This is a genomic window from Euzebya tangerina, assembly GCF_003074135.1.
Classification (GTDB): domain Bacteria; phylum Actinomycetota; class Nitriliruptoria; order Euzebyales; family Euzebyaceae; genus Euzebya; species Euzebya tangerina.
In genome coordinates this window covers 569,486-593,251 of record NZ_PPDK01000001.1, presented here as the reverse complement: position 1 = coordinate 593,251, position 23,766 = coordinate 569,486, and the positions used below count along the sequence as shown (strand labels likewise).

18 protein-coding genes are annotated in these 23,766 nt (G+C 69.2%); 13 read left to right on the top strand and 5 right to left on the bottom strand.

The window, feature by feature from the left end; translation table 11 throughout:
• Positions 1-113: 113 nt before the first annotated feature.
• Genes C1746_RS02820 through wecB form a run of 6 tightly spaced genes read left to right on the top strand, consistent with a single transcriptional unit; the run spans position 114 to position 6,662 of the window.
• The gene (locus C1746_RS02820) at positions 114-944 is read left to right on the top strand and encodes a sulfotransferase family protein (protein ID WP_116713181.1); all 831 of its coding nucleotides are present in this window, start codon (positions 114-116) and stop codon (positions 942-944) included.
• Positions 941-2,629, top strand: coding sequence for an ATP-binding cassette domain-containing protein (locus C1746_RS02815; RefSeq protein ID WP_116713180.1), 1,689 nt, complete (start codon positions 941-943; stop codon positions 2,627-2,629). Before C1746_RS02820 ends, C1746_RS02815 begins: the two co-directional genes overlap by 4 nt.
• Complete coding sequence (locus C1746_RS02810) at positions 2,626-3,816, top strand: glycosyltransferase (protein WP_116713179.1); 1,191 nt, start codon at positions 2,626-2,628, stop codon at positions 3,814-3,816. The genes C1746_RS02815 and C1746_RS02810 overlap by 4 nt, the downstream gene beginning before the upstream one ends.
• On the top strand, positions 3,809-4,666 hold the full coding sequence (locus C1746_RS02805) for an amidohydrolase family protein (RefSeq protein WP_116713178.1): 858 nt from the start codon (positions 3,809-3,811) through the stop codon (positions 4,664-4,666). The genes C1746_RS02810 and C1746_RS02805 overlap by 8 nt, the downstream gene beginning before the upstream one ends.
• Positions 4,663-5,526 carry a glycosyltransferase gene (locus tag C1746_RS02800; RefSeq protein WP_162867303.1) on the top strand — a complete coding sequence of 288 codons (864 nt, stop codon included), beginning with the start codon at positions 4,663-4,665 and terminating at the stop codon, positions 5,524-5,526. Before C1746_RS02805 ends, C1746_RS02800 begins: the two co-directional genes overlap by 4 nt.
• Complete coding sequence (gene wecB / locus C1746_RS02795; protein WP_116713176.1) at positions 5,523-6,662, top strand: non-hydrolyzing UDP-N-acetylglucosamine 2-epimerase; 1,140 nt, start codon at positions 5,523-5,525, stop codon at positions 6,660-6,662. Before C1746_RS02800 ends, wecB begins: the two co-directional genes overlap by 4 nt.
• A gap of 29 nt (positions 6,663-6,691) precedes the next feature.
• Here the strand turns inward: wecB and C1746_RS02790 are convergent, their stop codons facing one another.
• Positions 6,692-7,729 (bottom strand): NAD(P)-dependent oxidoreductase, encoded by a 1,038-nt coding sequence (locus C1746_RS02790; protein WP_116713175.1) that lies wholly within the window; start codon positions 7,727-7,729, stop codon positions 6,692-6,694.
• 233 nt (positions 7,730-7,962) lie between these two features.
• Here C1746_RS02790 and C1746_RS02785 point away from each other — a divergent pair, with 233 nt between their 5' ends.
• Complete coding sequence (locus C1746_RS02785) at positions 7,963-9,453, top strand: glycosyltransferase family 39 protein (RefSeq protein ID WP_162867302.1); 1,491 nt, start codon at positions 7,963-7,965, stop codon at positions 9,451-9,453.
• Positions 9,454-9,529: 76 nt separating this feature from the next.
• Positions 9,530-10,066: a DUF1697 domain-containing protein gene (locus tag C1746_RS02780; protein WP_116713173.1), complete on the top strand. Its 537-nt coding sequence runs from the start codon at positions 9,530-9,532 to the stop codon at positions 10,064-10,066.
• On the opposite strand, the gene C1746_RS02775 is transcribed toward C1746_RS02780, so the two are convergent.
• Complete coding sequence (locus tag C1746_RS02775) at positions 10,059-11,081, bottom strand: LacI family DNA-binding transcriptional regulator (RefSeq protein WP_116713172.1); 1,023 nt, start codon at positions 11,079-11,081, stop codon at positions 10,059-10,061. The genes C1746_RS02780 and C1746_RS02775 overlap by 8 nt on opposite strands.
• Before the next feature lie 111 nt (positions 11,082-11,192).
• Here C1746_RS02775 and C1746_RS02770 point away from each other — a divergent pair, with 111 nt between their 5' ends.
• From C1746_RS02770 to C1746_RS02750, 5 genes are read left to right on the top strand one after another with little or no spacing between them, the layout of a single operon-like run.
• Complete coding sequence (locus tag C1746_RS02770; RefSeq protein WP_116713171.1) at positions 11,193-12,608, top strand: sugar ABC transporter substrate-binding protein; 1,416 nt, start codon at positions 11,193-11,195, stop codon at positions 12,606-12,608.
• Positions 12,609-12,642: 34 nt separating this feature from the next.
• The gene (locus tag C1746_RS02765) at positions 12,643-14,271 is read left to right on the top strand and encodes an ABC transporter permease subunit (protein ID WP_116713170.1); all 1,629 of its coding nucleotides are present in this window, start codon (positions 12,643-12,645) and stop codon (positions 14,269-14,271) included.
• Complete coding sequence (locus tag C1746_RS02760) at positions 14,268-15,113, top strand: sugar ABC transporter permease (protein ID WP_116713169.1); 846 nt, start codon at positions 14,268-14,270, stop codon at positions 15,111-15,113. Before C1746_RS02765 ends, C1746_RS02760 begins: the two co-directional genes overlap by 4 nt.
• Before the next feature lie 56 nt (positions 15,114-15,169).
• A complete protein-coding gene (locus C1746_RS02755) occupies positions 15,170-17,146 on the top strand; it encodes a glycoside hydrolase family 13 protein (RefSeq protein WP_162867301.1) in 1,977 nt (658 codons plus the stop codon).
• 37 nt (positions 17,147-17,183) lie between these two features.
• Positions 17,184-18,332, top strand: a complete 1,149-nt coding sequence (locus C1746_RS02750; RefSeq protein ID WP_116713167.1) for a pyridoxal phosphate-dependent aminotransferase — start codon at positions 17,184-17,186, stop codon at positions 18,330-18,332.
• Positions 18,333-18,370: 38 nt separating this feature from the next.
• Here C1746_RS02750 and C1746_RS02745 read toward each other — a convergent pair whose 3' ends face one another.
• From C1746_RS02745 to C1746_RS02735, 3 genes are all read right to left on the bottom strand, one after another.
• A complete protein-coding gene (locus tag C1746_RS02745) occupies positions 18,371-19,159 on the bottom strand; it encodes a maleylpyruvate isomerase family mycothiol-dependent enzyme (RefSeq protein WP_116713166.1) in 789 nt (262 codons plus the stop codon).
• A 23-nt stretch (positions 19,160-19,182) separates the two neighbouring features.
• Positions 19,183-20,649 (bottom strand): IMP dehydrogenase, encoded by a 1,467-nt coding sequence (guaB, locus tag C1746_RS02740; protein ID WP_205711667.1) that lies wholly within the window; start codon positions 20,647-20,649, stop codon positions 19,183-19,185.
• Positions 20,650-20,786: 137 nt separating this feature from the next.
• Positions 20,787-23,663 carry an efflux RND transporter permease subunit gene (locus C1746_RS02735; protein WP_116713164.1) on the bottom strand — a complete coding sequence of 959 codons (2,877 nt, stop codon included), beginning with the start codon at positions 23,661-23,663 and terminating at the stop codon, positions 20,787-20,789.
• Positions 23,664-23,766 lie beyond the last annotated feature (103 nt).

The window sequence follows — 23,766 nt, the reverse complement described above, 5'->3', positions numbered from 1 at the left end:
GGCGGACGGTAACCTACTGGTCCGCATGATCAGCGCCTCGCCGATGCCGCTGCCCACCGCCACGCCTCGCCGGTCAGCGGAGGCTGGCGTCGCGGGTCGTTGGAGACCACTAGATGGGTGAGTGGCCGGGTGATCTACGGGCGACGGACGCGGGACCGGTCGGGGTGGCGCCCCCCACACCAGTCCACCGACGGGTGGCCAAGCGACTGCTCCGCGCCGCCGTCGATCGCGGCCTGCCCGGGACCACCCCCCTCGACGCCCATCTCGTCATCTGTGGCTTTCCGCGCTCGGGATCCACGCTGCTGCAGCTGGTGGTGGACGCCTGCGTCCACGACGTCTGCTCCTTCGTCGGTGAGGTGGAGGCGCGGTGGGCTGCGCAGTTCGCCAACCGCAACCACCGCTGGTTGTTGACCAAGCGCCCAGCTGACATCACCGCCGTCGACGATGTCCGCTGCTGGTACACCCGCAACCCGGGCCGGGCCGTGTTCCTCGTCACCGTGCGGGACCCGCGTGAGGTGCTCACGTCCACCCACAAGGGCTACCCGCCCAGCCGGGGCTACTACTGCGAGATCGAGCGTTGGCAGGACGTGCATCGGCGTATCCGCGCGATCGAGGCGGACCCCGACGTCGTGGTCGTGTCGTACGAAGAGCTCACCGGCCAGCCCTCGGACGTCGAGGCTCGGCTCGGTGCCGAGCTCGGCTGGTCGCTCTCCATCCCCTTCGAGCGGTTCCACGAGCGAGCCCGTGCCTCGACCGAGCTGCCTGCCATCGACGTCGGCGCCCTGGGCGGTGTGCGTCCGCTCCAGCCGCCCCCGACCGGCAGATGGGCCGCAGCGTCCCACCGGGAGCGAATGCGGGAGGTCGTCCGACGGGCTCCCGAGGTGCTGAGCGCTTGTCGGCACTGGGGCTACACGACCGATGATCACTGGGCTGAGCAACTGTGAACCGCACCTCACGCCGAGCGATCACCATCGAAGAGGTGCTGCGCGGCAGACCGAGCCTGGGGGACCTGCGAATCATCCTGCTGGCACTGCGTGAGGAGGTCCCGCAGGCTCGTCGCGCGATCGGGACCATCGTCGCGCTGACTGCGGCCGAGGTCGGTGCCGGGATCGTCGTCGCACTCTCCGCACGTGTGCTCATCGGTCGAGCGACGGACGGGGCTCCGGGCGTGGCGTGGGCGTGGGTCGGCATCGCCGCGGTGGCCGCGGTCGGGTCCTTCGCGGCTGCACGGCAGCGGCACCTCACCCAGCAGCGCATCGTCTTCGCCTGTCGACAGCGTGCCGTCGACCGGCTGGCCCGGCGCATCAACGGCGCTCCGGCCGAGGATCTCATGGCGGTGCCCATGGCCGCACTAAGAGAGATCCTGATGACCGACGTCGACTTCGCCTATCGGTTCGGGGTCGACCTGGTGGCGAGCACCGTGGTCATCGGCGCCTGGATGGCGGCATCGGTGGTCGTCACCGCTGTGTTGAGCCCTCCCCTCCTGGCGGTCCTCGCGCTTGCGGCCCTGGTCATCGGCACGGTCATGGCCCGGTCGGTGCGTCGCCACCTGGATCTCGCGGGAGATCGATTCGCGGCTCTTGCGGACCTGTCCCAGCGCGCCCGCGAGGTGGTGGAGGTCGAGCGTGTCATCCTGGCGCGACAGTTGGGGTTGGGCGAACGCTTCGTCGACACCTTCCTCCGCGCACACCACACCTACGTCGACGTCAGCCTGGCGCAGGAGCGGATCACCGCAACCCTTCGGGCGTCGCTGCTCGGCCTGAACGGTGTTGCCTTCCTCATCACGATCGTGGTCGGGGCTGCCGAACTCTCCGGCGGTGGGCTGGGTGTGGCCGAGCTCATCGTCGTCCTCTACGTCGTCTCGCAGTTGCTGGTCGCCGTGCAGCAGTTGGGTGAGTTCTCCTATCGTGCGGCCGAGACCGCCAAGGCGGGGCGTCGGCTGCTGGCCTACTGGGACGCCGACCCTGTTCGGCTCGATGACGGCCTGGTGCGGCGCCCCCAGGATCGTGTCGAGGGCGTGGGGCTGAGCTTCTCCTACGACGGAACGCACGACGTCCTGCAGGACGCGTCACTGACGGTGCGGTCCGACTCGGTGACGACCATGACCGGGGCCAGCGGCGCAGGCAAGAGCACGCTGGCTCTGGTGCTCGCCGGCATCCTGCAGCCAGGTTCGGGTCAGGTGGTCGTCGATGGAACCGGCCTCGAGCCAGGGCAGCGTCCCGACTGCCTCTACATCGGATCCCGGCCGACGCTGATGGAGGGATCCATCCTGGACAATCTGTTCCGCCCCACGGACCGGCTGGACCTCGCGGCGCTCGAGGACCTCTTCGGGCTGCTCGACGGTGACCCGCTGGACCTCGCTGCGCCGCTGATCGGACCGAACGGGACCGGGCTCTCCTCCGGGCAGGCCCAACTCGTGGGGGTGGCCAGGGCCTGGGTCCGGAACCCGGGGTTCGTCATCTTCGACGAAGCGACGTCGGCCTTGGACATGCCGAGCGAGGCTCGAGTGCAGGCTGCGCTGATGGAGTGGTGTCGACGTAGGGTGACGCTGGTGATCTCCCACCGCCGCTGTCCTTGGGTCGATGAGGCCGACGACCGGGTCACCTTCGGCGAGGTGATGCACCGATGAGGGTCCTGCACGTCGTCAACTACGGCTGGCCGGCCATCGACGGATACACCGTCCGAACCTCGGGTCTGGTCGACGCGCAGAGCCGCCACCTCGGCTACGACACCCGTGTCGCCGTCGGGCCCTTCCCACCATTCACCGACGCGGTCGACCCGCAGTTCAGGACGGCTGCGTGGGGTCCGGAGCAGATCCCGATCGGTGAGGCGCTGGTCATCGAGCGACCCGGGATCGGCCTGGCGCCACACGCACACCGGAGCATGGTCGACGATCTCGTGACGCTGGGACGGACGTGGCGGCCAGACGTCATCCACGCCCACCATCCCCACGTCATCGGGGCCGCTGCACGCGATGCTGCCGCCGAACTGGAGGTCCCCTGGGTCTATGAGGTCCGCTGCTTCAACGGCGACTACGACCTGGATCGGCGTCATCCCTGGTTCCGGTCGGTGCGCGGCCCTCGGTACAACCAGCTCGAGTACCGCCGCTGTCAGGAAGCCGATGCCGTGGTCACCATCTCCCAGGGGTTGGCCCGCCGCATCCGTGGCCAGGGCATCAGCCAGGTCCACGTCGTGCGCAACTCCGTGGACGTCACCCGCTTCCGTCCGCCGGCGACCGCACCCGATGCCGGCCGGTTGCGGATCGGGTACGCCACCCGCTTCGAGCCGATCGAGGCACTCGATGGTCTGGTGCGGGCGCTCGACCTGGCCCGGTCGCGACTGCCGGAGGCATCACGTCCCGACGTCGTCCTGGCCGGAACGGGACGAGAGTGGCCAGCCATCGAGCAGCTGCGTCGTGACCTTTCTGCGGAGTCGTGGCTCTCGCTACCCGGATTCGTGCCCTACCACCAGATGCCGGAGCTGCTGGCAGACCTCGACCTGTTCGTCGTGCCGCGTCGCCACGCAGCCGTGGCCCAGGACACGACGCCGCTGAAGCCGCTCGAGGCACTGGCGTGCGGCGTTCCCGTCCTCTCCACCGACCTTCCTGCACTCCGCGAGTTGCTGGGCGACAATCCCGCTGTCCGGTTCTGCCCGCCGACCACCGAGGGGCTGGCCGCCGCCATCGCCGCCGCCGTCGACGACCCCCTGCCCCGTAGCCGGCCAGAGCAGCTCGAACGGTCCTGGAGACGTGAGATCCCGCGGTACGAGGAGGTCTACCGTGCTGCGGCGAAACGGTGGGAGACGAGCCATGTCTGAGCCGCCAGCCGTCACCGTCCTCCGTCCCGACCTGGCACCACCGGCCACGCCGCTGTTCGACGTCCACGTCCACGTCGGTCCGAGCGACACCGGTGAGCTCTTCTACCCCAACATGCAGCCCTCGGAGTGGGAGACCATCATCGCCTCCGGCGGGGTGGCCCGATCGTGTGTCTTCCCGCCGTTGCGTGACTCCTACCTCCGGGCGAACGAGGCGTTGGCTGACTGGGCTGCCGGTACCGGTGGGGCGGTCCTCCCCGTGGCCCGACTGGGCGGGGAGATCCCGTGGACGACACACCAGCTCTGGCAGCTCCGCCGCAAGCTGCGCGGCAAGCTCAGCATCCGACGGCCCGATGTCGGCGACCTGTCCCGCTTCGCCGGCGTCAAGCTGCTGCCCCACCTCGACGGTCTGCCCGACGATGCGACGTTCAACCGGATCAACGAGCTCGGCCTCCCGATCATCGTCCACGGCGGCATCCACGTGACCGCCGAGTGGATCGAGTCCGAGGTCGTGTCGCGGACCACCGGGCCTGTGATCATCGCACACCTCGGCGCCTTCCCGGCCGGTGACCACGAACTCGTGCAGGCCGTCACGGTCGCGCGCCGCCACGAGCGGGTGTACCTCGACACCTCCGGCGTGTGGCTGGCGGCGTTCCTCACCTACGCGGCCGAGAAGGTCGGCGAGAAGCTGGTGTTCGGCTCCGACGCGCCCCTCACCCATCCGCTCGTGGCCTGGCATCACCTCCGTGTCGCGGTGCAGGACGACGCGCTCCTGGAGCAGATCGGGTGGTACACCCCCTGCCGGCTCTTCGGCATCGACCCGGATGACCGTCCCGACGGATGGCGGGCTTGAGCGCCGCCGCTCCCATCCGGTGGTCCGTCGTCGTCCCGACCAAGGATCGTCCCGCGCAGATCTGCCGACTGCTGGATGCGCTCACCCGGCTGGATCCCGCACCTGGGTCCTTCGAGGTCATCGTCGTCGACGATGGCAGCGAACAGCCCTACGCCGACCGCATCCTGGAGTTCGCCGGGCTGCTCGACCTTCGACTGGAGCAGCAGGTCAATCGAGGGCCCGCGGCGGCGAGGAACACCGGGCTGCGCGCCAGTCGGGGTACCTGGATCGCCTTCACCGATGATGACTGTGCGCCAGCCCCCGGCTGGTTGATGGCCCTCGACCGGTGTGCGGCCGCCCATCCGGATGCGCTCCTCGGAGGTCGCTGCATCAACGTCCTCGCGGACAACGACTGGTCTGCAGCCAGTGAGCTCATCGCCGAATCAGCGGAGGTGGCAACCAACTTCGTCACATCGAACAATGCAGCCGCCGCGCGACAGCGACTGGTCGACATCGGCGGCTTCGACGAGGCGTTCGACGGACCCGCGGGAGAGGACCGCGCACTGGCAGCCGCGTTCGTCGCAGCCGGTGGAGCGATCGTGCGGTGCCCCGACGCCGTCGTCCGGCATGCCCATCAGCTCGATCTGCGTGGCTTCTGGCGGCAGCACCAGCGGTTCGGCCGTGCCGCCGCCGCACTCGACGACGATGCTGCCGACGCTCGTCGCATGTCGGCATCCGACCGGGCACGCATGCTCCGCACGGCCTGGCGGAGCGGCGGTGCGGGGCTGTCCGCGCGTGTCGTGCTCAGCCAGGCCGCAGTGGCCGTCGGCGTGACCCGCGCGACGGTGACCAGGGCGCTCGACCACGTGCGCCAGCCATGAGCCGGCGAGTGCCCGCGTCGCGGCTGTCGACGATGGTCGTCGCCGGAGCACGTCCGAACTTCATGAAGGTCGCACCGGTCCTCCGGGCGCTGCGTGAGCGCGAGCACGCGGCGTCGCTGGTCCACACCGGTCAGCACTACGACGATGCCATGAGCGAGGTCTTCTTCGACGAGCTGGGCATCGCTGAGCCCGACCACCACCTGGTCGTGGGATCGGGAAGCCACGCAGCGCAGACGGCCGGCGTCATGCTCGCGCTCGACCCGCTCCTCAGAGCCGAGTCGCCGGATGTGCTGATCGTCGTGGGCGACGTCAACTCCACGGTGGCGGCAGCGCTGACGGCCGCGAAGCTGACCATCCCGGTCGGTCATGTGGAAGCCGGCCTGCGCAGCCGGGACTGGGCCATGCCGGAGGAGGTCAATCGCGTCGTGACGGACCGCCTGTCCAGCCTGCTGTTCGCACCGTCGGCCGATGCGGTGGATAACCTGCGGGCCGAGGGGATGGCGGCCTCACGGATCCATCTGGTCGGCAACGTCATGATCGACACGCTGCTGCAGCAGCGCGACCGGGCCGTCCGCCGACCCGTGGTGGCCGACCTGGGATTGGCAGATGGCTTCGTCCTGTTGACCATGCACCGGCCGGCCAACGTCGATGACCCGGCTCACCTCGCCGACCTGCTAGCGGCCGTAGCCGACGCGGCCGCAGGTCGCGATGTGGTGTTCCCGATGCACCCGCGGGTGCGGGCCATCGTCGCTGCACAGCCGCCGAACAGCGCGCTGGTGTCGACCGTGTCGCGACTCACGGTGCTCGAGCCCGTCGGCTACCTCGACTCCCTCGCGCTGCAGGCGGCCGCGACGATCGTGGTGACGGACTCCGGCGGAATCCAGGAGGAGACCACCGCTCTCGGCGTGCCCTGCGTCACCGTTCGGCCGAGCACGGAGCGGCCGATCACGGTGACCGACGGCACCAACCAGATCGCGGGAACACGTCCAACCGTCGTCCGCGCCGTCATCGAGGCCCGTCTGAAGAACCCAGGCGAGCCGCGGCGACCAGCGCTGTGGGACGGACGTGCAGCCCAGCGGACCGTGGATGCCATCGAGGTCTTCGTCGCCAACGGCTCACCGCACCCGACCGACTGACCTCGCCCGCGTCAGGACTCTCGCACGCGTCAGGCGGTGTTGCTGGCCGCAGACCTGGGCCGGCCGTCGATGACCGGGACAGGACGACCCTCCGCGAGTGCGCACAGACTCTCGACCCAGTGGCGCGACCCGCGATCCAGGGCTTCGTCCGCCCACCAGGCGCTGTGACCCGTCTGCATGACACGCCCTTCCCTGAGCAGGTCGCCGTGCTCGAGGGGGTCGAAGATGGCATCGTCCACGGCGTACCCACGCAGGTGCCGCGACCGCAGAGCGCCCGCGATGGCCTCGGTGTCGACCAGGCCGGACCGGCTGGTGTTCACGACGACCGCGCCCTTCGGCAGCCGCGACAGCTCGGCTCGACCGATGATCGGCTGGGCGTCATGGTCCATCGACGCCGTGATGGCGACGCAGTGCGATCGGGAGAGCAGCTCGTCGAAGTCGACCATGGTGACCCCGTCGACGGTCCGCTCGTGCCGGTCCGTGGCCACCACCTCCATGTCGAAGGCCAGGGCCAGGCGGGCGACGACGGAGCCGATTCGTCCGAGTCCGATGACGCCGAGTGTCCGGCCGGCCAACTCGAAGCCGCGAAGACTGACCTCGTGGGCGACCAGCCCGCGGGACCGATCGTTGGCCAAGTGGATCCGGCGCGCCAACGCCAGGAGCATCCCGATGGTGTGTTCGGCGACGGCGCGTGTGGAGTACTCCCCCAGAACGGTGAGCTTGACGTCGTACTCGGACAGCCGGGCGATGTCGATGAAGTCATAACCCGTGGCGTGGAGGCTGATCGCCCGCAAGTTCGGAAGCGCACCGAGCAGCCGGTCGTTCCAGTCGGGGGACACCAGTGGTGTGACGGCCACGATCTCCGCGTCGCGGAGGCCGAAGATCGCCTCCTCGGTCGGGATCGTCGACTCGGCGCTGAGGAACCGCAGGTCGGCAACGGCCTCGAGGTCGGACAGACCGTGTCGCTCGAGACCGGCGCGACCCTGACGCGATGCGATGACAACACGGGGACGGCGGGACCCCATGTCCACGATGCGGCTGCGGACGGGGGCCAGGTGCTGGCGCATGGATGAATCCTTGTGATGGGGAAGGATTTGAACGTAGTGGAGGGGCACTCCGACGCGTGGGAGGCCCAACGGTGACGCCAGACGGTGCTCTCCCGGGTCTGGCCGACGCTGTCCGGCAGGGTCCTTTGCGACCCTGACGGAACACCCCTAGCGTGGCGATCTTGAGCACAGAGCATCGCCGGCTCGGCCCTGCACCGCAACCGGCGGGATGGTCAGTGGTGCCTCGGGGCGGTGTGGTAGGGGTCGTTGCGGCGCCGGGCACGGCCCCGCTCGTCACACTCGCAGCCCTCATCGCGGCCGGCCTCGTCGCCGGTGAGTACCTCAACCCGGACGGTGCGGCATACCTGTCACTGGCCGACCAGTGGGCCGCCGGAGCCTTCGACGATGCCGTCAGCGGCTACTGGGGTCCGCTGTACTCCTGGCTGCTCGTTCCGGTCCTCCGGATCGGCGTCGAGCCACTCGTGGCCGTCCGCGTCGTCCTCGGCCTGGCAGCCGTCCTGGTCGTCGTCATCAGTCGTCGACTGCTGGACCGGGCTGGCCTGCGACCGGCCTGGGCGGGCGCGGGCACGCTGGCGGTGGCACCGGTCGCGGTCTGGAGCGCGAGCTTCGGGGCTTACCCGGAGACGCTCCTCATCGCCGCGTTGCTGGCCTACTGCCTGGCCCTGGGGGACCCGATGCAGGCATCAGCGCGACGGTTGGCCGCGGCGGGCGCACTGGGCGGCATCGCCTACCTGTGCAAGGCGGCGGCGTTGCCGCTCATCACCGGCCATCTGATCCTCGTGCTGCTCGTGGCCGCCGTGACCCGCCGGACGACGGCCGTCCGACGTCTCCTGGCCGCCCTCGTCGGCCTGGCCGTCGTCGCCGGACCATGGATCGGCGTCCTGTCCGCCACCTACGACCGTCCCACCTTCTCCACGGCCGTCGGGTTCAACGATGACCTGGTCGGCTCACGAGGGAACCCCCTGCTCTATGCCGGCCTATACCCGCTCCCGTTCGACGACGCCCGCAGCGCGTGGGACGACCCAACGGAGACCATCGACGCCACGCGGTGGGCGCCGCCGGGGGACCTGGACCTGCCCGCAGAGCAGCGCACCCGCCCCGAGCGATTGGTCGACAGCGTCCGCGTCGCCCTCGGCAGCCTGGGCAGACGCGTTCCCGTCGCGCTGGTGCTCGCTGCCGCCACCGTCCTGTTGGCGTGGAGACGGCTCCCCCCGGTGCTCGTCTCCGTGGTCCTGCTCGCCGCCGGCACGACGGCCGGCTATGCGGTCGTCCTGGTCATCGAGCGCTATCTCTGGTTCACGATGATCGCGCTCACCCTGGTGGCGACCTTCGGCGCCAGCCTGGTTCCCGCGGACGCAGAACGACGACGTCGCGCGCTGACGATGACACTCCTGACCGGCGTGATCGCGACGTCGTGGCTCGGGTCGGGTCAGGCCATGCTCACACGCCTCGGCGACCATCAGGAGCTGGATGCGATCGCGGCCGAGCACACCCAACTCGACGGGGCACGGGTCGTCGCCACCGACGCCTGGGCCGAGACGCTGGCGGTGTGCGTTCGTGCCGACTGCGCCTACCTCGGCAAGATCGGCGACGCGGACCTGGTCGACATCGATGATCTCCGACTCTTCGACATCGACTACGTCGTCGACGTCGACGCCTCAGAGCCTGCGGGACAGGTCATGGACCTGGACGAGTGGGTGGCGGCTCGCGCAGCCGGTGAGTGACGACGACGGCGGCTGCAACCCGCCGCCCCTGGGATCGAAACCCGCCAAGCGTTGACCGAGGCCCTACCCTCTCGACATGACCACCTGGGTTGCGTTCCTGCGGGCGCTCAACGTGGGTGGTCGTCGGTTGACCAACCAGCAGCTGGCCGAGGCCGTCGGGGCCTGCGGGATGCGTGACGTCCGGACGTTCCTGGCCAGCGGCAACGTGGTCTTCGGCTCGGATGTCCGTGACGAGGAGGACGTCGTCGCGGCACTGGAGGAGGGGCTAGAGGGCTCGCTGGGGTATGAGGTCCCGGCGTTCGTCCGTCCCGCTGCCGAGGTGCGCGAGCTGTCGGCCGCGACGCCGTTCCAGGGGCGTGGCGGCAGTCCCGAGGGCAAGCCACAGGTCATGTTCCTGACGTCTCCGATCCGCGAGGATCACCACGACCGGCTTGCCGAGCTGACACCTGCCGGGGAGCTGCTCGTCCCAGACGGTCGTCACCTCCACTGGCTACCTCAGAGCGGCATCTCGACCAGTTCGCTCGACCTCACGGCGCTCGATGCCATCATCGGACCCTGCACCGTCCGCACCAGGAACACCGTCGTGCGCCTCGCCGGGAAGTACCTCAGCTGACCACCGCTTGCACCGGGCCGGTCGAACTGCGGGCGATCAACTCGGGCAGGTACGCAAACTCTTGCGTGGCCAGGTCACGGCCCTCGGTGGCGTCCGTGCACAGCCGCGCGATCGCGCTGCACATCGCGTCGATCGGCTGTCGCACCGTGGTCAGTGGAGGGTTCAGGTAACGCATCAGCATGCTGTCGTCATACCCGACCACGGAGATGTCCTCGGGGATTCGCAGACCTCGAGCCTGGGCGGCCTCCATCACACCGATGGCGATGACGTCGGAGGCACACACGACGCCGGTCACGCCCTGATCGAGGAGCGCCTCTCCCGCCCGCCGACCCCCATCGACGGTGTAGGAGTCCTCATGCACCGGGGTCCGACCATCCACCGTCACGTCGGCCTGCTCCAGCGCCCGCTCCCAGCCTGCGCGGCGGTTTCGCCCCGCGACGTAGTCGAGCCGACCCGCCGCCAGGCCGACGCGGCGGTGCCCCAGCCGAGTCAGGTGCTCGGTCGCCATCCGGCCGGACTCGACGTCGTCACAGGTGACGCTGGCGACGTGCTCGAGCCCGTCAGCTCGACCGTTGACGACGATGGTCGGGACACCCCGCTCGACGATCGAGGTGTACATCCCGTGATCCGCGGAGTTGTCGGCGTGACTCCCGGCGACGAACACCAGCGCCGCGATGCCCATGTCGAGCAGTTCGTCCACGTGCTCCTGCTCGTTGACCCCGTCGGGTGAGGACGTGCACAGGACGGTGATCATCCCGCCAAGCCCCAGACGCCACTCGATGCCCTGTGCGAAGATCGGGAAGATGGGGTTGGTCAACTCGGGGAACAGCAGTCCGACCGATCGTGCCTGTCGTCCGCCCTTGATGCCGGATGGCTCCCAGCGCAGTTGGCGGAGGGCATCGGTCACCCGGTCCCGGACCGTGTCACTGACTCCCGGGCGGTCGTTGACGACACGGCTCACCGTCGCAGTGCTCACATCCGCAAGCGCTGCAACATCCTTCAGCCTGGGTCGCATACAGTGCAGTCTAACCTGAAATTTCTTGCAGTTCTTGTTTACGTTTGTTCTTTCTTGGGTTATGGTGCGCCGACGTACTACTCACAACCACCTAGGAGACGAGCCACTACGATGCGCACGCGCACACTCGCCGCCCTGCTGTTGGTCCTCGCGTTGTTCGCGGGCGCCTGCAGTGGGGGAGACACAGAGGACAGCACCGACGACGCCGACACCGGGGCTGAGGCCACCGAGGAGTCGGCCGCCGAGGACGAGGGGACCGAGGACGCCGAAGCCGACGGCGAGGCGATGGACGAGGAGGCGACCGAGGCAGAGGCCACCGAAGCGGAGGCCGCTGAGGAGGAGGCCGCTCCTGAGGAGGAGGCCACCGAGGCCGTCGTCCGCGCCGACGCCGACCTTGTCATCTGGGCCGACGACACCCGCGTGGATGCCCTCCAGCCCTTCGTCGACCAGTTCGGTGAGGAGAACGGCATCACCGTCGCCCTGCAGGAGCTCGCCTTCGACGAGATCCGCGACCAGTTCTCCACCGCCGGGCCGGCTGGTGAGGGCCCGGACATCATCGTCGGCGCCCACGACTGGCTTGGCCAGCTGGTCACCAACGGCCTCGTTGCTCCCGTCGACCTGGCCAACCCCGACGACTACGCCGACGTGGCCATCGAGGCCATGACCTACGAGGGTCAGCTCTACGGCGTTCCCTACGCGATCGAGAACATCGCACTGGTCCGCAACACCGACCTGGTGCCGGAGGTGCCCGCCACCTTCGAGGAGTTGGAGCAGACCGCGCTCGAGCTGCAGGAGAGCGGTGAGGTCGAGATCGGTCTCGCGCTGCAGGCCGACCCCGCCGACCCCTTCCACAACTACCCGCTCTTCACCTCCACCGGCGCCAGCGTGTTCGGCATCAACGACGACGGGACCTACAACCCGGACGAGCTCGGCATCGACTCCCCCGAGGCCCTCGAGTCGGCTCAGAAGTTCGGCGAGTGGGTCGAGTCCGGCCTCATCAATCCGTCCGTCACCTACGACGTGATGGTCGAGTCCTTCGCCTCCGGCAACGCCGCCTTCGCCATCACCGGCCCCTGGGCGGTCAGCCAGGAGGACCCGCCCGGGTTCCGCGCCCAGGGCGTCAACTACGAGATCACCCCGATTCCCCCCGTGGACGGCGGCACACCCGCTCCGTTCGTCGGTGTCCAGGGTCTGATGATCTCCTCCTTCTCCGAGCAGGGCCTGCTGGCCCAGACATTCGTCCAGGACTTCATCGGGACCGAGGAGGTCCAGCTCGCGCTCTTCGAGAACGGCGGTCGCCCGCCGGCACTGCTGTCCGCGTTCGAGCAGGTCTCCGACGACCCCGACGTCCAAGGGTTCGGTGAAGCCGGCCAGAACGGTCAGCCGCTGCCCGCCATCCCCGAGATGGGGTCGGTCTGGACGGCCTGGACCGACGCCTACGAGCTGATCTACGACCAGGAAGGTACGCCGACGGAGAACTTCGAGGCCGCTGCCGCCCAGATCCGCAACCTCATCGCGGAAGGTTGATCGGCCACCGCTGACGATCGAGGAGCTCCTCGACATGTCGACAACCGACACCAAGGTCGACCCCGCCGGGGGAGCATCGCGCTCCCCCGGCCGGGGGTCCGGCGACGGGTCCGATCCCAGCTGGTTGGAGCGGATCACCGGCGGCGGGTCCCCCCTGGTCGTCCTGCTCCGCATCAGCCTGCTCGGACTGGTCGTCTACAACGCCGTCGTCTTCACCGCGCGGCTGGTCGACGAGCGCGCGTGGCTGGCGCTCGGGGCCATGTGGTTGGCCACCGTGGGTCTGGTCTGGCTGTTCACGCGGCCCGGTCGGATCCCGGCCAAGTTCATCGTCCCCGGCACCATCTTCCTGCTGGTCTTCCAGATCTACCCGGTGCTCTACACCGGCTACATCGCCTTCACCAACTTCGGGACCGGCAACGTCCTGGACAAGCCCACGGCCATCGAGCAGCTCCAGGCGCAGGCCACACGGGTCCCCCCCGATGCCATTCGCTACGACAGCACCGCCTTCGCCGATGAGACCGGTGCACTGGCCCTGCTGCTCACCGACCCCGACGGCGAGCAGCTGTTCGGCACGTCGGAGGAGTTGACACCGCTCGACGACCTGGGCGATGTCACGACCGAGGGTGAGCAGGTGACTGCTGTCGGCGCCTTCGAGCGCCTCAGCCTGGTGGACGCGCAGGAGTTCGCGTCCGAACTGCAGGAGCTCCGAGTCCCGACCGACGACGGCGCGATCCAACTGCAGTCGCTGACCACGGCCGCTCGCGCCGAGAGCACCCGGGTCTACGACGAGGAGCAAGACCTGGTGACCGACACGGTCACCGGCGTTGAGTACCGGCCCGTCGAAGGCAACTTCGTCTCCGACGATGGTGATGTGCTGACGCCCGGCTGGGTGGCCATCAAGGGGACGGAGAACTTCACCCGCGCCTTCACGTCCCCGCTGATCCGCGGCCCGTTCATCCGGGTCTTCATCTGGAACTACGCCTTCGCCATCGGGTCGGTCTTCCTGACCTTCGTCCTCGGGCTCGGGCTCGCGCTCGCGCTGAACGAGCCGCGGATGCGCAGCCGCCGGCTCTACCGCTCGCTGCTGGTCATCCCCTACGCCCTGCCCTCGTTCCTCACCGCCCTGGTGTGGACCGGCCTGCTGAACACCGAGTTCGGGGCCGTCAACGGGCTGCTCGGCGCGGACCTGCCGTGGCTCACGGATCCGTGGCTGGCCAAGATCTCGATCCTGCTCGTCAACCTGTGGCTCGGGTTCCCCTACATGTTCCTCGTCACGACCGGGGCGCTGCAAGCGATCCCGAGTGACATGCTCGAGGCGGCCTCCGTCGACGGGGCAGGGGTGTGGCAGAAGTTCTCCAGGATCACGCTGCCCAACCTGATGATCACCGTCGCCCCGCTGCTGATCGCCTCGTTCGCCTTCAACTTCAACAACTTCAACACCGTCTACCTGGTGACACGAGGTGGGCCGCCGATCCAGGGCGCCCAGACGCCAGCCGGCCACACCGACATCCTCGTCAGCTACGTCTACCGGATCGCCTTCGAGTCCGGACGAGGCGCCGACTACGGCTTCGCCGCCGCCATCGCGGTCCTCATCTTCATCATGGTCGCCGGCATCTCGGCCTACAGCTTCCGCTACACCCAGGCACTGGAGGAGATCGCATGACCCGCTGGTTCCAAGACATCGGTTGGCGACACCTCGTCGGGGTCGTGGCGCTGCTGTTCGCACTCTTCCCCGTCGCCTGGGTGCTGTCCGCCTCGGTCAACCCGACCGGGACCCTGGCCGGGCAGCAGCTCATCCCCGCCGAACCGACGCTGGAGAACTTCCGAGCCCTCTTCGCGACCGACTTCTGGTTGTGGTTCCGGAACTCGCTGATCGTCGCGGGCACCGGGGCGCTCGGCACCGTACTGCTGGCGGCGCTGGCCGCCTACGCCTTCTCGCGGCTGCGCTTTCGGGGTCGCCGGACGGGACTGCTGTCCCTGCTGCTGGTGCAGATGTTCCCGCAGCTGTTGGCCTTCGTGGCGATCTTCCTCATGATGATCGCCATCGGGGACGTCGCTCCTGCCATCGGGACCGGCACGATCGCCGGCCTCATCCTGGTCTACCTGGGCGGGGCGATGGGTGTGAACACCTGGCTCATCAAGGGGTTCTTCGACACCATCCCCAAGGACCTCGACGAGTCGGCGCTGGTCGACGGGGCAACCCACTGGCAGGTGTACTCGAGGATCATCATGCCGTTGGCCGCGCCGATCCTGGCCGTCGTCGGGCTGTTGGCATTCGTGGCGATCCTGAACGACTTCGTCATCGCCAACGCCGTGCTGAGCCAGAACTCCGACTCGTGGACCCTCTCGATCGGGCTGTTCCGCTACATCGACGACCGCTATGGCGCGCGTTGGGGCCCGTTCAGCGCCGGTGCCGTGATCGGCTCGATCCCCACCGTGTTCCTGTTCATGTTCCTGCAGAAGTACATCGTCAGTGGGCTCACCCAGGGCTCGGTGAAGGGCTGACCGGGTGATGGGCTGACGGCGTGGCTCCTCGGTCGACGGGTGGGCGGACCGTCGTGGTGGAACCACACCACGACGGCTCGCCGATGTACGTGCCGGAGGGGTCACCCCAGCTCGGGGACAGGCTCACCGTCTGGCTGACCGTGCCGCGGTCGGCTGCCGTGGCCGAGGTCCTGCTGCGCTACACCCACGACGGTGAGGGGTCCGTCGTCAGAGCGACCGAGGATCCTCACCGGTCGCAGGGGCACACGGCGTGGTGGTCTGCCGACCTGCCCGTCCACAACCCGGTCGTGCGCTACCGCTGGCAGCTGCGGCGCCCACGGGGTGGTCGTCGTCGGACCACGTGGGTGACGGCGATCGGTGAGGTGGGTCACACCCCGACCGACGCCACCGACTTCGTCATCAGCACTCACGCGCCACCCGCAGCCTGGACGGCCGAGGCGGCGGTGTACCAGGTCTTCCCGGATCGCTTCGCTCGCTCAGCCCTCGCGGCGCACCGCTCCTGGCCGGAGTGGGCGATTCCCGCCACGTGGGGAGACCCGGTCGAGCGAGAGCAGCCCGGCCGGTCCCAGCAGCTCTTCGGCGGCGACCTGGATGGGATTGCGGACCACCTGGACCACATCACCGGACTCGGCGTCGACACCATCTGGCTGACCCCGATCTTCCCGGCGGAGTCGAACCACCGCTACGACGCAGCCTCCTTCGACACCGTCGATCCGCTCCTCGGCGGGGATGACGCGCTGCGACGACTGCGACGAGCCTGCGACGCGGCCGGCGTCCGACTGATCGGCGACCTGACGGCCAACCACACGGGCAGCGCGCACGAGTGGTTCGCCGCCGCCGTGACCGATCCCACCAGTGAGGAAGCCGACTACTACGTCCGGGACACCGCTGCCGAGGCACATCCGGACGGCTTCGCCCGCTGGTTCGGGGTGCCGTCGCTGCCGAAGCTCGACCACGGCTCGGCTGCGCTGCGTCAGCGCCTGTGGGACGGTCCCGGATCGGTGGCGGCCCGGTGGATCGGACCGGACGGCTTCCACGGCTGGCGGGTCGACGTTGCCAACCAGACCGGTCGGTTTGGTGCCGCTGATCACAACGCGGACGTGGCACGGGGGTTGCAGGCGACCGTTCGCGCCGCGGATCCGGACGCCGTCGTCGTAGCTGAACACGGCTACGACGCGTCGTCATCGCTGCAGGGCGACGGGTGGGATGCGGCGATGAACTACGCCGGGTTCGCCGGGCCGGTGTGGGGCTGGTTGCGGGCGGAGGACCTGACCCACCCGGTCACCGGCACGGAGGCCTTCGGGCCGGAGCAGAGCATGCCCTGGCTGGATCCCCACGGCGGGGTCGAGATGCTGGCCGGTCTGCGAGCCTTCCTCGGGGCCATCCCCTGGTCCGTGGCCACCCGCCAGTGGAACCAACTCGCCTCACACGACACCATGCGCACGGCGACCCTGACCGGCGACCCGGAGGTGCATCGGCTCGCGGTGTGGTGCCTGGTCACGCTGCCCGGGGTCCCGGTGGTCTTCGCCGGTGACGAGTGGGGCCTGCAGGGCTGGGACGGCGAGGAGTCGCGGGTGCCCATGCCCTGGGACCAGTCCACTGATGGCGGTCAGGAGCCGGACCCGTCGTTGGTCGAGACCTACCGGCAGGCGCTGGCCGTCCGGCGAGCAAGCCCGGCGCTGCTGCACGGCGGGTTCCGACCGCTGGACGCGACGGCGGACTCGGTGACCTTCCTGCGGGAGCACCCCGACGAGCGCGTCCTGGTCCACCTGCGCCGCGCCGCGGTCTCACCGGTCTCCGTCCGGGCCGCCGACCTGGACACCTCCGGGCTGGTCGACCTGCTCGCCGGTGAACCTGGCCTCCCTGGTGGGGAACCTGACTCTGGTGGGGAACCTGACTCTGGTGGGGAACCTGACCTCCCTGGTGGGGAACCTGACTCTGGCGGGGAACCTGACCTTGTGGCCGGACTCCTCACCCTCCCCGGCCACGGTCCCGCCGTCGGGATCTGGCGTCTGCTCCGCTCCGGCCCGTAGGCGTTGTCGGCCCGATGGCCAGGTAGCGTTGCCGACCATGGGCCCATCAGACCGCGGCGGTGTCTCCCCCTTCGTCGTGATGGAGGTGATGCGGGCGGCCGAGGAGCGCGAGGCCGCCGGAGGGGACGTCCTGCACCTCGAGGTCGGCCAGCCGATGACTCCGGCCCCCTCGGGCGTGCTCACGTCAGCCGCTCGAGCCCTGGAGACCGAGAGACTGGGGTACACGGGTGCCACCGGCATCCCGGAGTTGCGTGGGCGGATCGCCGCCTTCTACGCCGAGCAGTACGGCGTGGACGTCGACCCCGATCGGGTCGTCGCAACGGTGGGCGCGTCCGGCGGGTTCGTGATTGCCCTTCTGGCCGCCTTCGACGTCGGCGACCGCGTGGCGATGACGTTCCCCGGCTACGCCGCCTACCGCAACATCCTGGATGCCCTGGGCCTGGAGGTCGTCCCCATTCGGGTCGACGAGACCACCCGTTGGGTCGCAGCGGCGGACGCCCTGGAGGCCGCGGGACCGCTTGACGGTGTGGTCGTTGCCTCCCCGTCCAACCCCACCGGGACGACGATGACGGCGGAGGAGATGGCGACGGTCGGCAGTTGGTGCGACAGGAACGACGTCCGGATGATCTCCGACGAGATCTACCACGGCATCACCACGGCCCACGACGCCCCCACGGCGCTGGCCCACACGGACCGCGCGATCGTGGTGCAGAGCTTCAGCAAGTACTTCTCGATGACCGGCTGGCGGCTGGGCTGGAACGTGGTTCCGGCCGATCTGCGTGTCGCGACCGAACGCCTCAGCCAGAACCTGTTCATCTGCCCGCCGGCCCTGTCGCAGGTCGCCGGCATCGCCGCTTTCGACTGTCGGGAGGAGTTGGAGTCGAACGTCGCGCGCTACTCCGCCAACATCGCAACGCTCCGGGCGTCGCTGGAGGCGTGCGGCCTGGACCGGATGGCACCGACGGACGGCGCGTTCTACCTCTGGGTCGACGTGAGCGATCTGACCGACGATTCTCGACAGCTGTCGACGGCGTGGCTCCACGACATCGGCGTGGCCGCGACGCCGGGCATCGACTTCGACCCCGAGCAGGGTCACCGGTGGATGCGGTTCAGCGTCTCGGAGTCTCCCGACGTCATCGCCGAGGCGGGCCGGCGGATCGCCGGCTGGGTCGCCGACCGCCCCTGACGTGAGACTTGCACGGGCGATGAGAGGTAGACGCACCGCTAGTCGATGCCCTGCCCGATCACGTCGGCCAGGGCGGTGAAGGCGGCGTTGTCGCCGCGCACGTCGAGGTCGGCCAGCGGCGCCCGATTCCACAGCGCCGTATCCAGCTGACCGGCCGTTCCACGAACCGTGAAGTCGATCGATGACGGTGCAGACCGCCCATCGAGCAACTCGACGACCGGCTCGAAGTAGGTCTTGCCCGAATCTGGGTCGGTGCCGCGGAACTGCGCAACTCGGAAGGTCCAGCTGGTTTCTGTGTCCGTCGTGAGGATCTGGCCGGTGGGACCGGACGGCAGGACGGTCCCCCAGTCAGCGGGGCCGTACATGATCGACAGCACCTCATCGATCCCGTCCGTTGCGAGTTCCGGATCGAGCGGTGAGGGCCGCCCAACGGTCATCTCGGCGTCCACTCGATGGATCAGGGCCTCGTGCGCCTGCCGGCGAGCGATGTAGCCGGCGTGCCGACCGTCGGCGTTCCACATCCACATCGGTGTCGCCGCCGGCGTCGTCGACAGCACCTCCACCAGGGTCGCCGATGCGGTGGAGAAGAGGTTGGCCAGCTCGTCCGGGTCACTCGGCCGGCCGGGCTTGGCGCGTTCGGCGGCCTGGGGATCGTCGAGGCGGTCCCGCACGATCGCACCCCAGAACAGCTGGACCTCGGTCAGGTGCCACAGCAGATCGGCTGCGGTCCAGTCGGGGCACGTCGGCACTGCGGTGGTCGGCACGGCGTCACGCAAGACCGCCTCGAATCGTGCCGATTCGTCTGCGACGTGGGTCGGGAAGTCCATCCCGGTTCCGAGGCCCGGTGCGCCTAGCTCTTGCCGGGCACCTGGTAGTTGGGTGCTTCGTGCACCACGTCGAGGTCGTGCACGTGGGACTCCCGGGCTCCGGCCGCGGACTGCTTGACGAATCGCGCTCGGGTGGAGAGCTCACGCAGGTTGGGCGCCCCGACGTACCCCATCCCGGAGCGCAGGCCGCCGGCCAGCTGGTCGATGACCTCACCCACCGACCCGCGGTAGGGCAACAGCCCGGACACCCCTTCGGGCACCAGCTTGGTCGGCTCCTCGTCGCGCTGGAAGTATCGGTCGGCCGACCCCTCGCGCATGGCGTCGGTCGAGCCCATCCCGCGGTACTCCTTGTACCGCCGCCCTCCGACCAGAACCAGATCGCCGGGACTCTCGTCGGTCCCGGCCAGGAGGTTGCCGATCATGACCGCGGTGGCGCCGGCCCCGAGGGCCTTGACGATGTCGCCGGAGTAGCGGATGCCCCCGTCGGCGATCGCGGAGATGCCGAGCTCCGCCGCAACCTCCGACGCATCCGCCACTGCGGTGAACTGCGGGACGCCGACCCCCGTCACGATCCGGGTCGTGCAGATCGACCCGGGGCCGACGCCGACCTTGACGATGTCTGCCCCGTGGTCGACGCAGGCGCGAACCGCCTCGCCAGTGGCGACGTTGCCGACCATCAGCGGCGTGTCCGGGTACCGGTCCTTGATCTTCGCCGCGAACTCGAGGATCCCAGCCGAGTGGCCATGGGCCGAGTCGATGGCGAGCAGGTCGACACCGGAGCGGACCAGGGCCTCGGCGCGCTCGTCTCCGTCCCCTCCGACACCGATGGCTGCTCCGACCAGCAGTCGGCCGCTGTCATCCTTGGCGGAGTGGGGGTACCGCCGCACCTTCTCGATGTCCTTGAAGGTGAACATCCCCGTCAGACGACCGTCGGCATCGACGATGGGCAGCTTCTCGACCCGGGCGTCCTGCATGGTGATCCGCGCCTGGTCGAGGGTCGTCCCCGGCTGGGCCGTGACCAACTGGTCCGCGGTCATGTAGTCACGGACCGGCTTCGTGGGGTCGGCGTCGTTGCGAAGGTCCCGATTGGTCACGATGCCGACCAACTTGCGGTTGCCGTCGACGACCGGGAACCCCGACACCTTGTAGCGGGCCATGAGGTCGAAGGACCGCTGCACCGGGTCGTCCGCCATGAGGGTCACCGGGTCCGAGATGAACCCGGACTCCGAGCGCTTCACCCCCTCCACCATGTGGGCCTGGTCGTCGACGTTGGCGTTCTTGTGGATGATCCCGATGCCGCCCTGCCGCGCCATGGCGATCGCCATCGACTGCTCGGTGACCTTGTCCATGGCGGCCGAGAGGATCGGCGTCCGCAGGTTCAGTCCGGGCGTCAGGCTGGTCTGGATCGACACGTCGCGAGGGATGACCGACGAGGGTCCCGGCAGGAGGAGTACGTCGTCGTAGGAGAGGGCGTCGCGGATGTCGACCACAGGGATTCCTTACGGTGTGCCAGGTGCGCTGGCGGTGTGCAGGGACTCCCCCGACAGAGTAGCCGGGGGAGTCCGATTCTGGTCCCAACGCGCCCACCCGTCGGGCCGGTGGTGCCGGCCGGGGCCGGTGGGTGGCTCTACCCCTCCTGCGGGGTGGGAGGTCCACCCACCCCGGCCAGGTCCGCGGCTGGATCCGCGGGGTCGGTCAGCTCGACCGTGCTGCCGGCCGCGCGCGTCGGCTCGACCCGCTCAGGAGCCGCGAGGAGCAGCAGGGGCGGGAGCACCAGCAGGGTGGCCGTCAGCGCCATGGCGATCATCACCGCCGTCAGCAGGCCGTATGAGGCGAACAACGGCATGGGGGCGAACGCGAGGATGGCGAAGCCGACGATGGAGGATGCGGCCGAGGTCACCAGCGCAACACCGGTCCCCTCGCCCGTCGCCCGCAGCGCTGCGGTGGGATCGGGCTGGACCTCGAGTTCCTCGCTACGGATGGTCGCTTGCGCCGAGTCGCCGGACTCCGAGCCCGCGGGATTCTCGCCCGGCTGCACGAGCTCCTCTCGAAACCGCATGATGTAGTGGATCGCGAAGTCGATTCCGATCCCGATCGAGACCGCACCGATCGTGCCGGTCACGAGGTTGATCGCGAACCCGGTCAGCTCCATCACCCCGTAGAGCCAGGCGACGACCAAGAGGATCGGGGTGACGGCCACCAGCCCGTACCGGACGCTGCGCATGAACGCCGCACCGATGACGAAGCAGGCCAGGATCGCGATCGGCAGGCTGATGAGCAGCGAACGCGTGATCGCGTCCAGGCCGCCCGAGCGCACGAACGGCGACCCGGTCAGGGTGGCAGAGCCGCGCTCGTCGAGCGCCCCCATCTCGCTGGCCAGCTGCGCAACGGGATCGGCCAGGACCTCCCCGGCGGCGACCACGTTCTCGTTCGCGCGACTGCCCGGCAACTCCACCGTGACGATCGTTGCAGCCGGGAGCCCCTCAGCGGCCCCGTCGAAGATCTCACGCACGTCGGCGGCTGAGTAGCTCAGTGCCTCACCATCGAAGGGCACCCCGTCGGAGGTGGCGAAATCGAGCAGCGCCGCTACCTGTACGTCGGAGTCCGGCAGGCCATCGCCATCCTCATCCGTCACGGCCACGCCGGTCGTCTCCGCAACCAGATCCGCGGCAGGCGGAGCGGCGACTGCGGCCCGGACCACGTCCAGGATGCCGGCGTCGAACAGCACCTGCCCGGCGGCATCGCGGGCCAGACGGGGGGTGTCCAATCCCTCGACCGTGCTCTGGAAGTCGGCCACGGCCTGCAGGCCGGCGACCGTATCGAGCGGGCCCTCCACCAGCACCTGTCCGGGCTCGCCGCCCTGGTCGCCGACGTGCTCGTCCAACTTGTCCAGGCCGATCACGAAGTCGGTGTCGTCGGAGAAGAAGTCCCGCACGTCGAACTCGGTCGGGATCTGAAGGGCGAAGAACCCCAGGACCACGGTCACCACGGCCGTGACCGGCAACACCACCCACGGGCGTGCGCCAGCGCTGGCGGAGAGGTGGCCGAGCACCACCGACAGGCGGTCCAGCACCGTGCCGGAGGCCCGGACCGGCCGGGCCGGCTCCGCCGCGGGGCCACCGCGACGCTCGAGGACGAGCCACGGCACCGCGATGAAGCCAACCAGGTACGCCGCCAGGATCCCCACCCCGACGGCTGGGAGGACGAAGACGCTGAGCAGGACGGCCGCCGTCACGGTGCTGATGGCTGTGCCCGAGGCGAGAACGGTGACCCAGCGTCGTCCGCCCCCGCTGCTGAGGCCTTCGAGGTGGGTGATGACGACCGGAGCGATGACGCCGAGCAGCACGAACGCGCTGGTCAGGCCGATGGAGGCGGCAACGCCGAACTGGACGATGCTCTCGATCCCGGCCGCGGCGTTGGACAGGAAGGCCGCGGTGTCGCTCGCGAGAGCAAGCCCGAGGGCGCCGAGGACAGCCACCAGACCGACCCGGACGGCCCGCACGGCCCCACGTGGTTCCGTTGCGCTCTGCTCCTCCCGGATCCGTCCGAGCGCGTGGAAGGCGAAGTCGACCCCGAACGAGATCAGCGCGATCGGCACGATGGTGTCCAGCACCTGGTCTGCCTCCAGACCCACCAGGTTGCTCAGACCTCGCAGCCACACGATCAGGATGGCCAGGGCCCCACCGATCACAGCGACCGACCAGTACGACCGGAAGGTGAACCCCACGATCACGAGCACCGCGGCGATGGTCAGGCCGATGAACGGCCCCGCCCGTTCGCCCTCCTCCGCTGCCGTCAGGTTGGCATCCGCTGCGACGCCGAACACGGTGTAGGTGTCTGCACCGGCCTGGAGTGCATCCACCACATCCCGCGCGAACGTCTCCTTGGTCGTGTCGTCGGTGCCGATCGTGATGGCGTTGCTACCACCCCCGAGTGCCTGGTTGTCCGCGAGCACCGCGGCCGTGAGGGCCTCGGCCGACCACGTTCCCTCCCGGTCTGCACTGGCGTCCTGGGAGAGCCCGACGGCAACCGGACCCACCTGATCGATGATCTGGTCCACGACCGCGGAGACCTGCTCGTCGGAAGCGGACTCCAGGGTCGTGCCCTGGGCGACCAGCGCCTCTGAAACGCCGTCGGCCAGCGTCCTGATGCCGTCGATCGGTGCTTGGAGGTCACGGTCGAAGGCCGTCCACAGCAGGGGGCCGACCACATCGTCGGCCCGCAGTGCCTCCTCGGCATCTGCCAGGTCTCGCAGGACGTCAGGGTCGAGGACGTTGCCCTGCTCGGCCTCGATGACGGTGAACGTTGTGAACACCTGGGTCTCGAAGCGCTCGTCGATGCGGTCTCGGGCGTCGAACACGGGGCCGTCGGGTTCGGGTGAAGCCGTCGACGTCGGCTGCATGCCGAGGAACGGCACGACGATTGCGGCGGTCACCACCATCACGGCGACCGCAACGGCTCGGACATGTCCGATCAGGAAGTGGACGAGGCGGTCGGCGGACATGGGATTCTCCTACTGATCAGCAGCAACTTGACACCGTCAAGTTACACTTGATCTTGACGACGTCAAGTTAAATCTTTACATCGTCTAGATCTATGATGGAGTC

Bases quoted from the DNA above. Each gene is read 5' to 3' on its own strand.
- C1746_RS02820 (WP_116713181.1), top strand. From the start codon at position 114: ATGGGTGAGTGGCCGGGTGATCTACGGGCGACGGACGCGGGACCGGTC.
- C1746_RS02810 (WP_116713179.1), top strand. From the start codon at position 2,626: ATGAGGGTCCTGCACGTCGTCAACTACGGCTGGCCGGCCATCGACGGA.
- C1746_RS02805 (WP_116713178.1), top strand. From the start codon at position 3,809: ATGTCTGAGCCGCCAGCCGTCACCGTCCTCCGTCCCGACCTGGCACCA.
- wecB (WP_116713176.1), top strand. From the start codon at position 5,523: ATGAGCCGGCGAGTGCCCGCGTCGCGGCTGTCGACGATGGTCGTCGCC.
- C1746_RS02790 (WP_116713175.1), bottom strand. From the start codon at position 7,729: ATGCGCCAGCACCTGGCCCCCGTCCGCAGCCGCATCGTGGACATGGGG.
- C1746_RS02780 (WP_116713173.1), top strand. From the start codon at position 9,530: ATGACCACCTGGGTTGCGTTCCTGCGGGCGCTCAACGTGGGTGGTCGT.
- C1746_RS02775 (WP_116713172.1), bottom strand. From the start codon at position 11,081: ATGCGACCCAGGCTGAAGGATGTTGCAGCGCTTGCGGATGTGAGCACT.
- C1746_RS02770 (WP_116713171.1), top strand. From the start codon at position 11,193: ATGCGCACGCGCACACTCGCCGCCCTGCTGTTGGTCCTCGCGTTGTTC.
- C1746_RS02765 (WP_116713170.1), top strand. From the start codon at position 12,643: ATGTCGACAACCGACACCAAGGTCGACCCCGCCGGGGGAGCATCGCGC.
- C1746_RS02760 (WP_116713169.1), top strand. From the start codon at position 14,268: ATGACCCGCTGGTTCCAAGACATCGGTTGGCGACACCTCGTCGGGGTC.
- C1746_RS02750 (WP_116713167.1), top strand. From the start codon at position 17,184: ATGGGCCCATCAGACCGCGGCGGTGTCTCCCCCTTCGTCGTGATGGAG.
- C1746_RS02745 (WP_116713166.1), bottom strand. From the start codon at position 19,159: ATGGACTTCCCGACCCACGTCGCAGACGAATCGGCACGATTCGAGGCG.
- C1746_RS02735 (WP_116713164.1), bottom strand. From the start codon at position 23,663: ATGTCCGCCGACCGCCTCGTCCACTTCCTGATCGGACATGTCCGAGCC.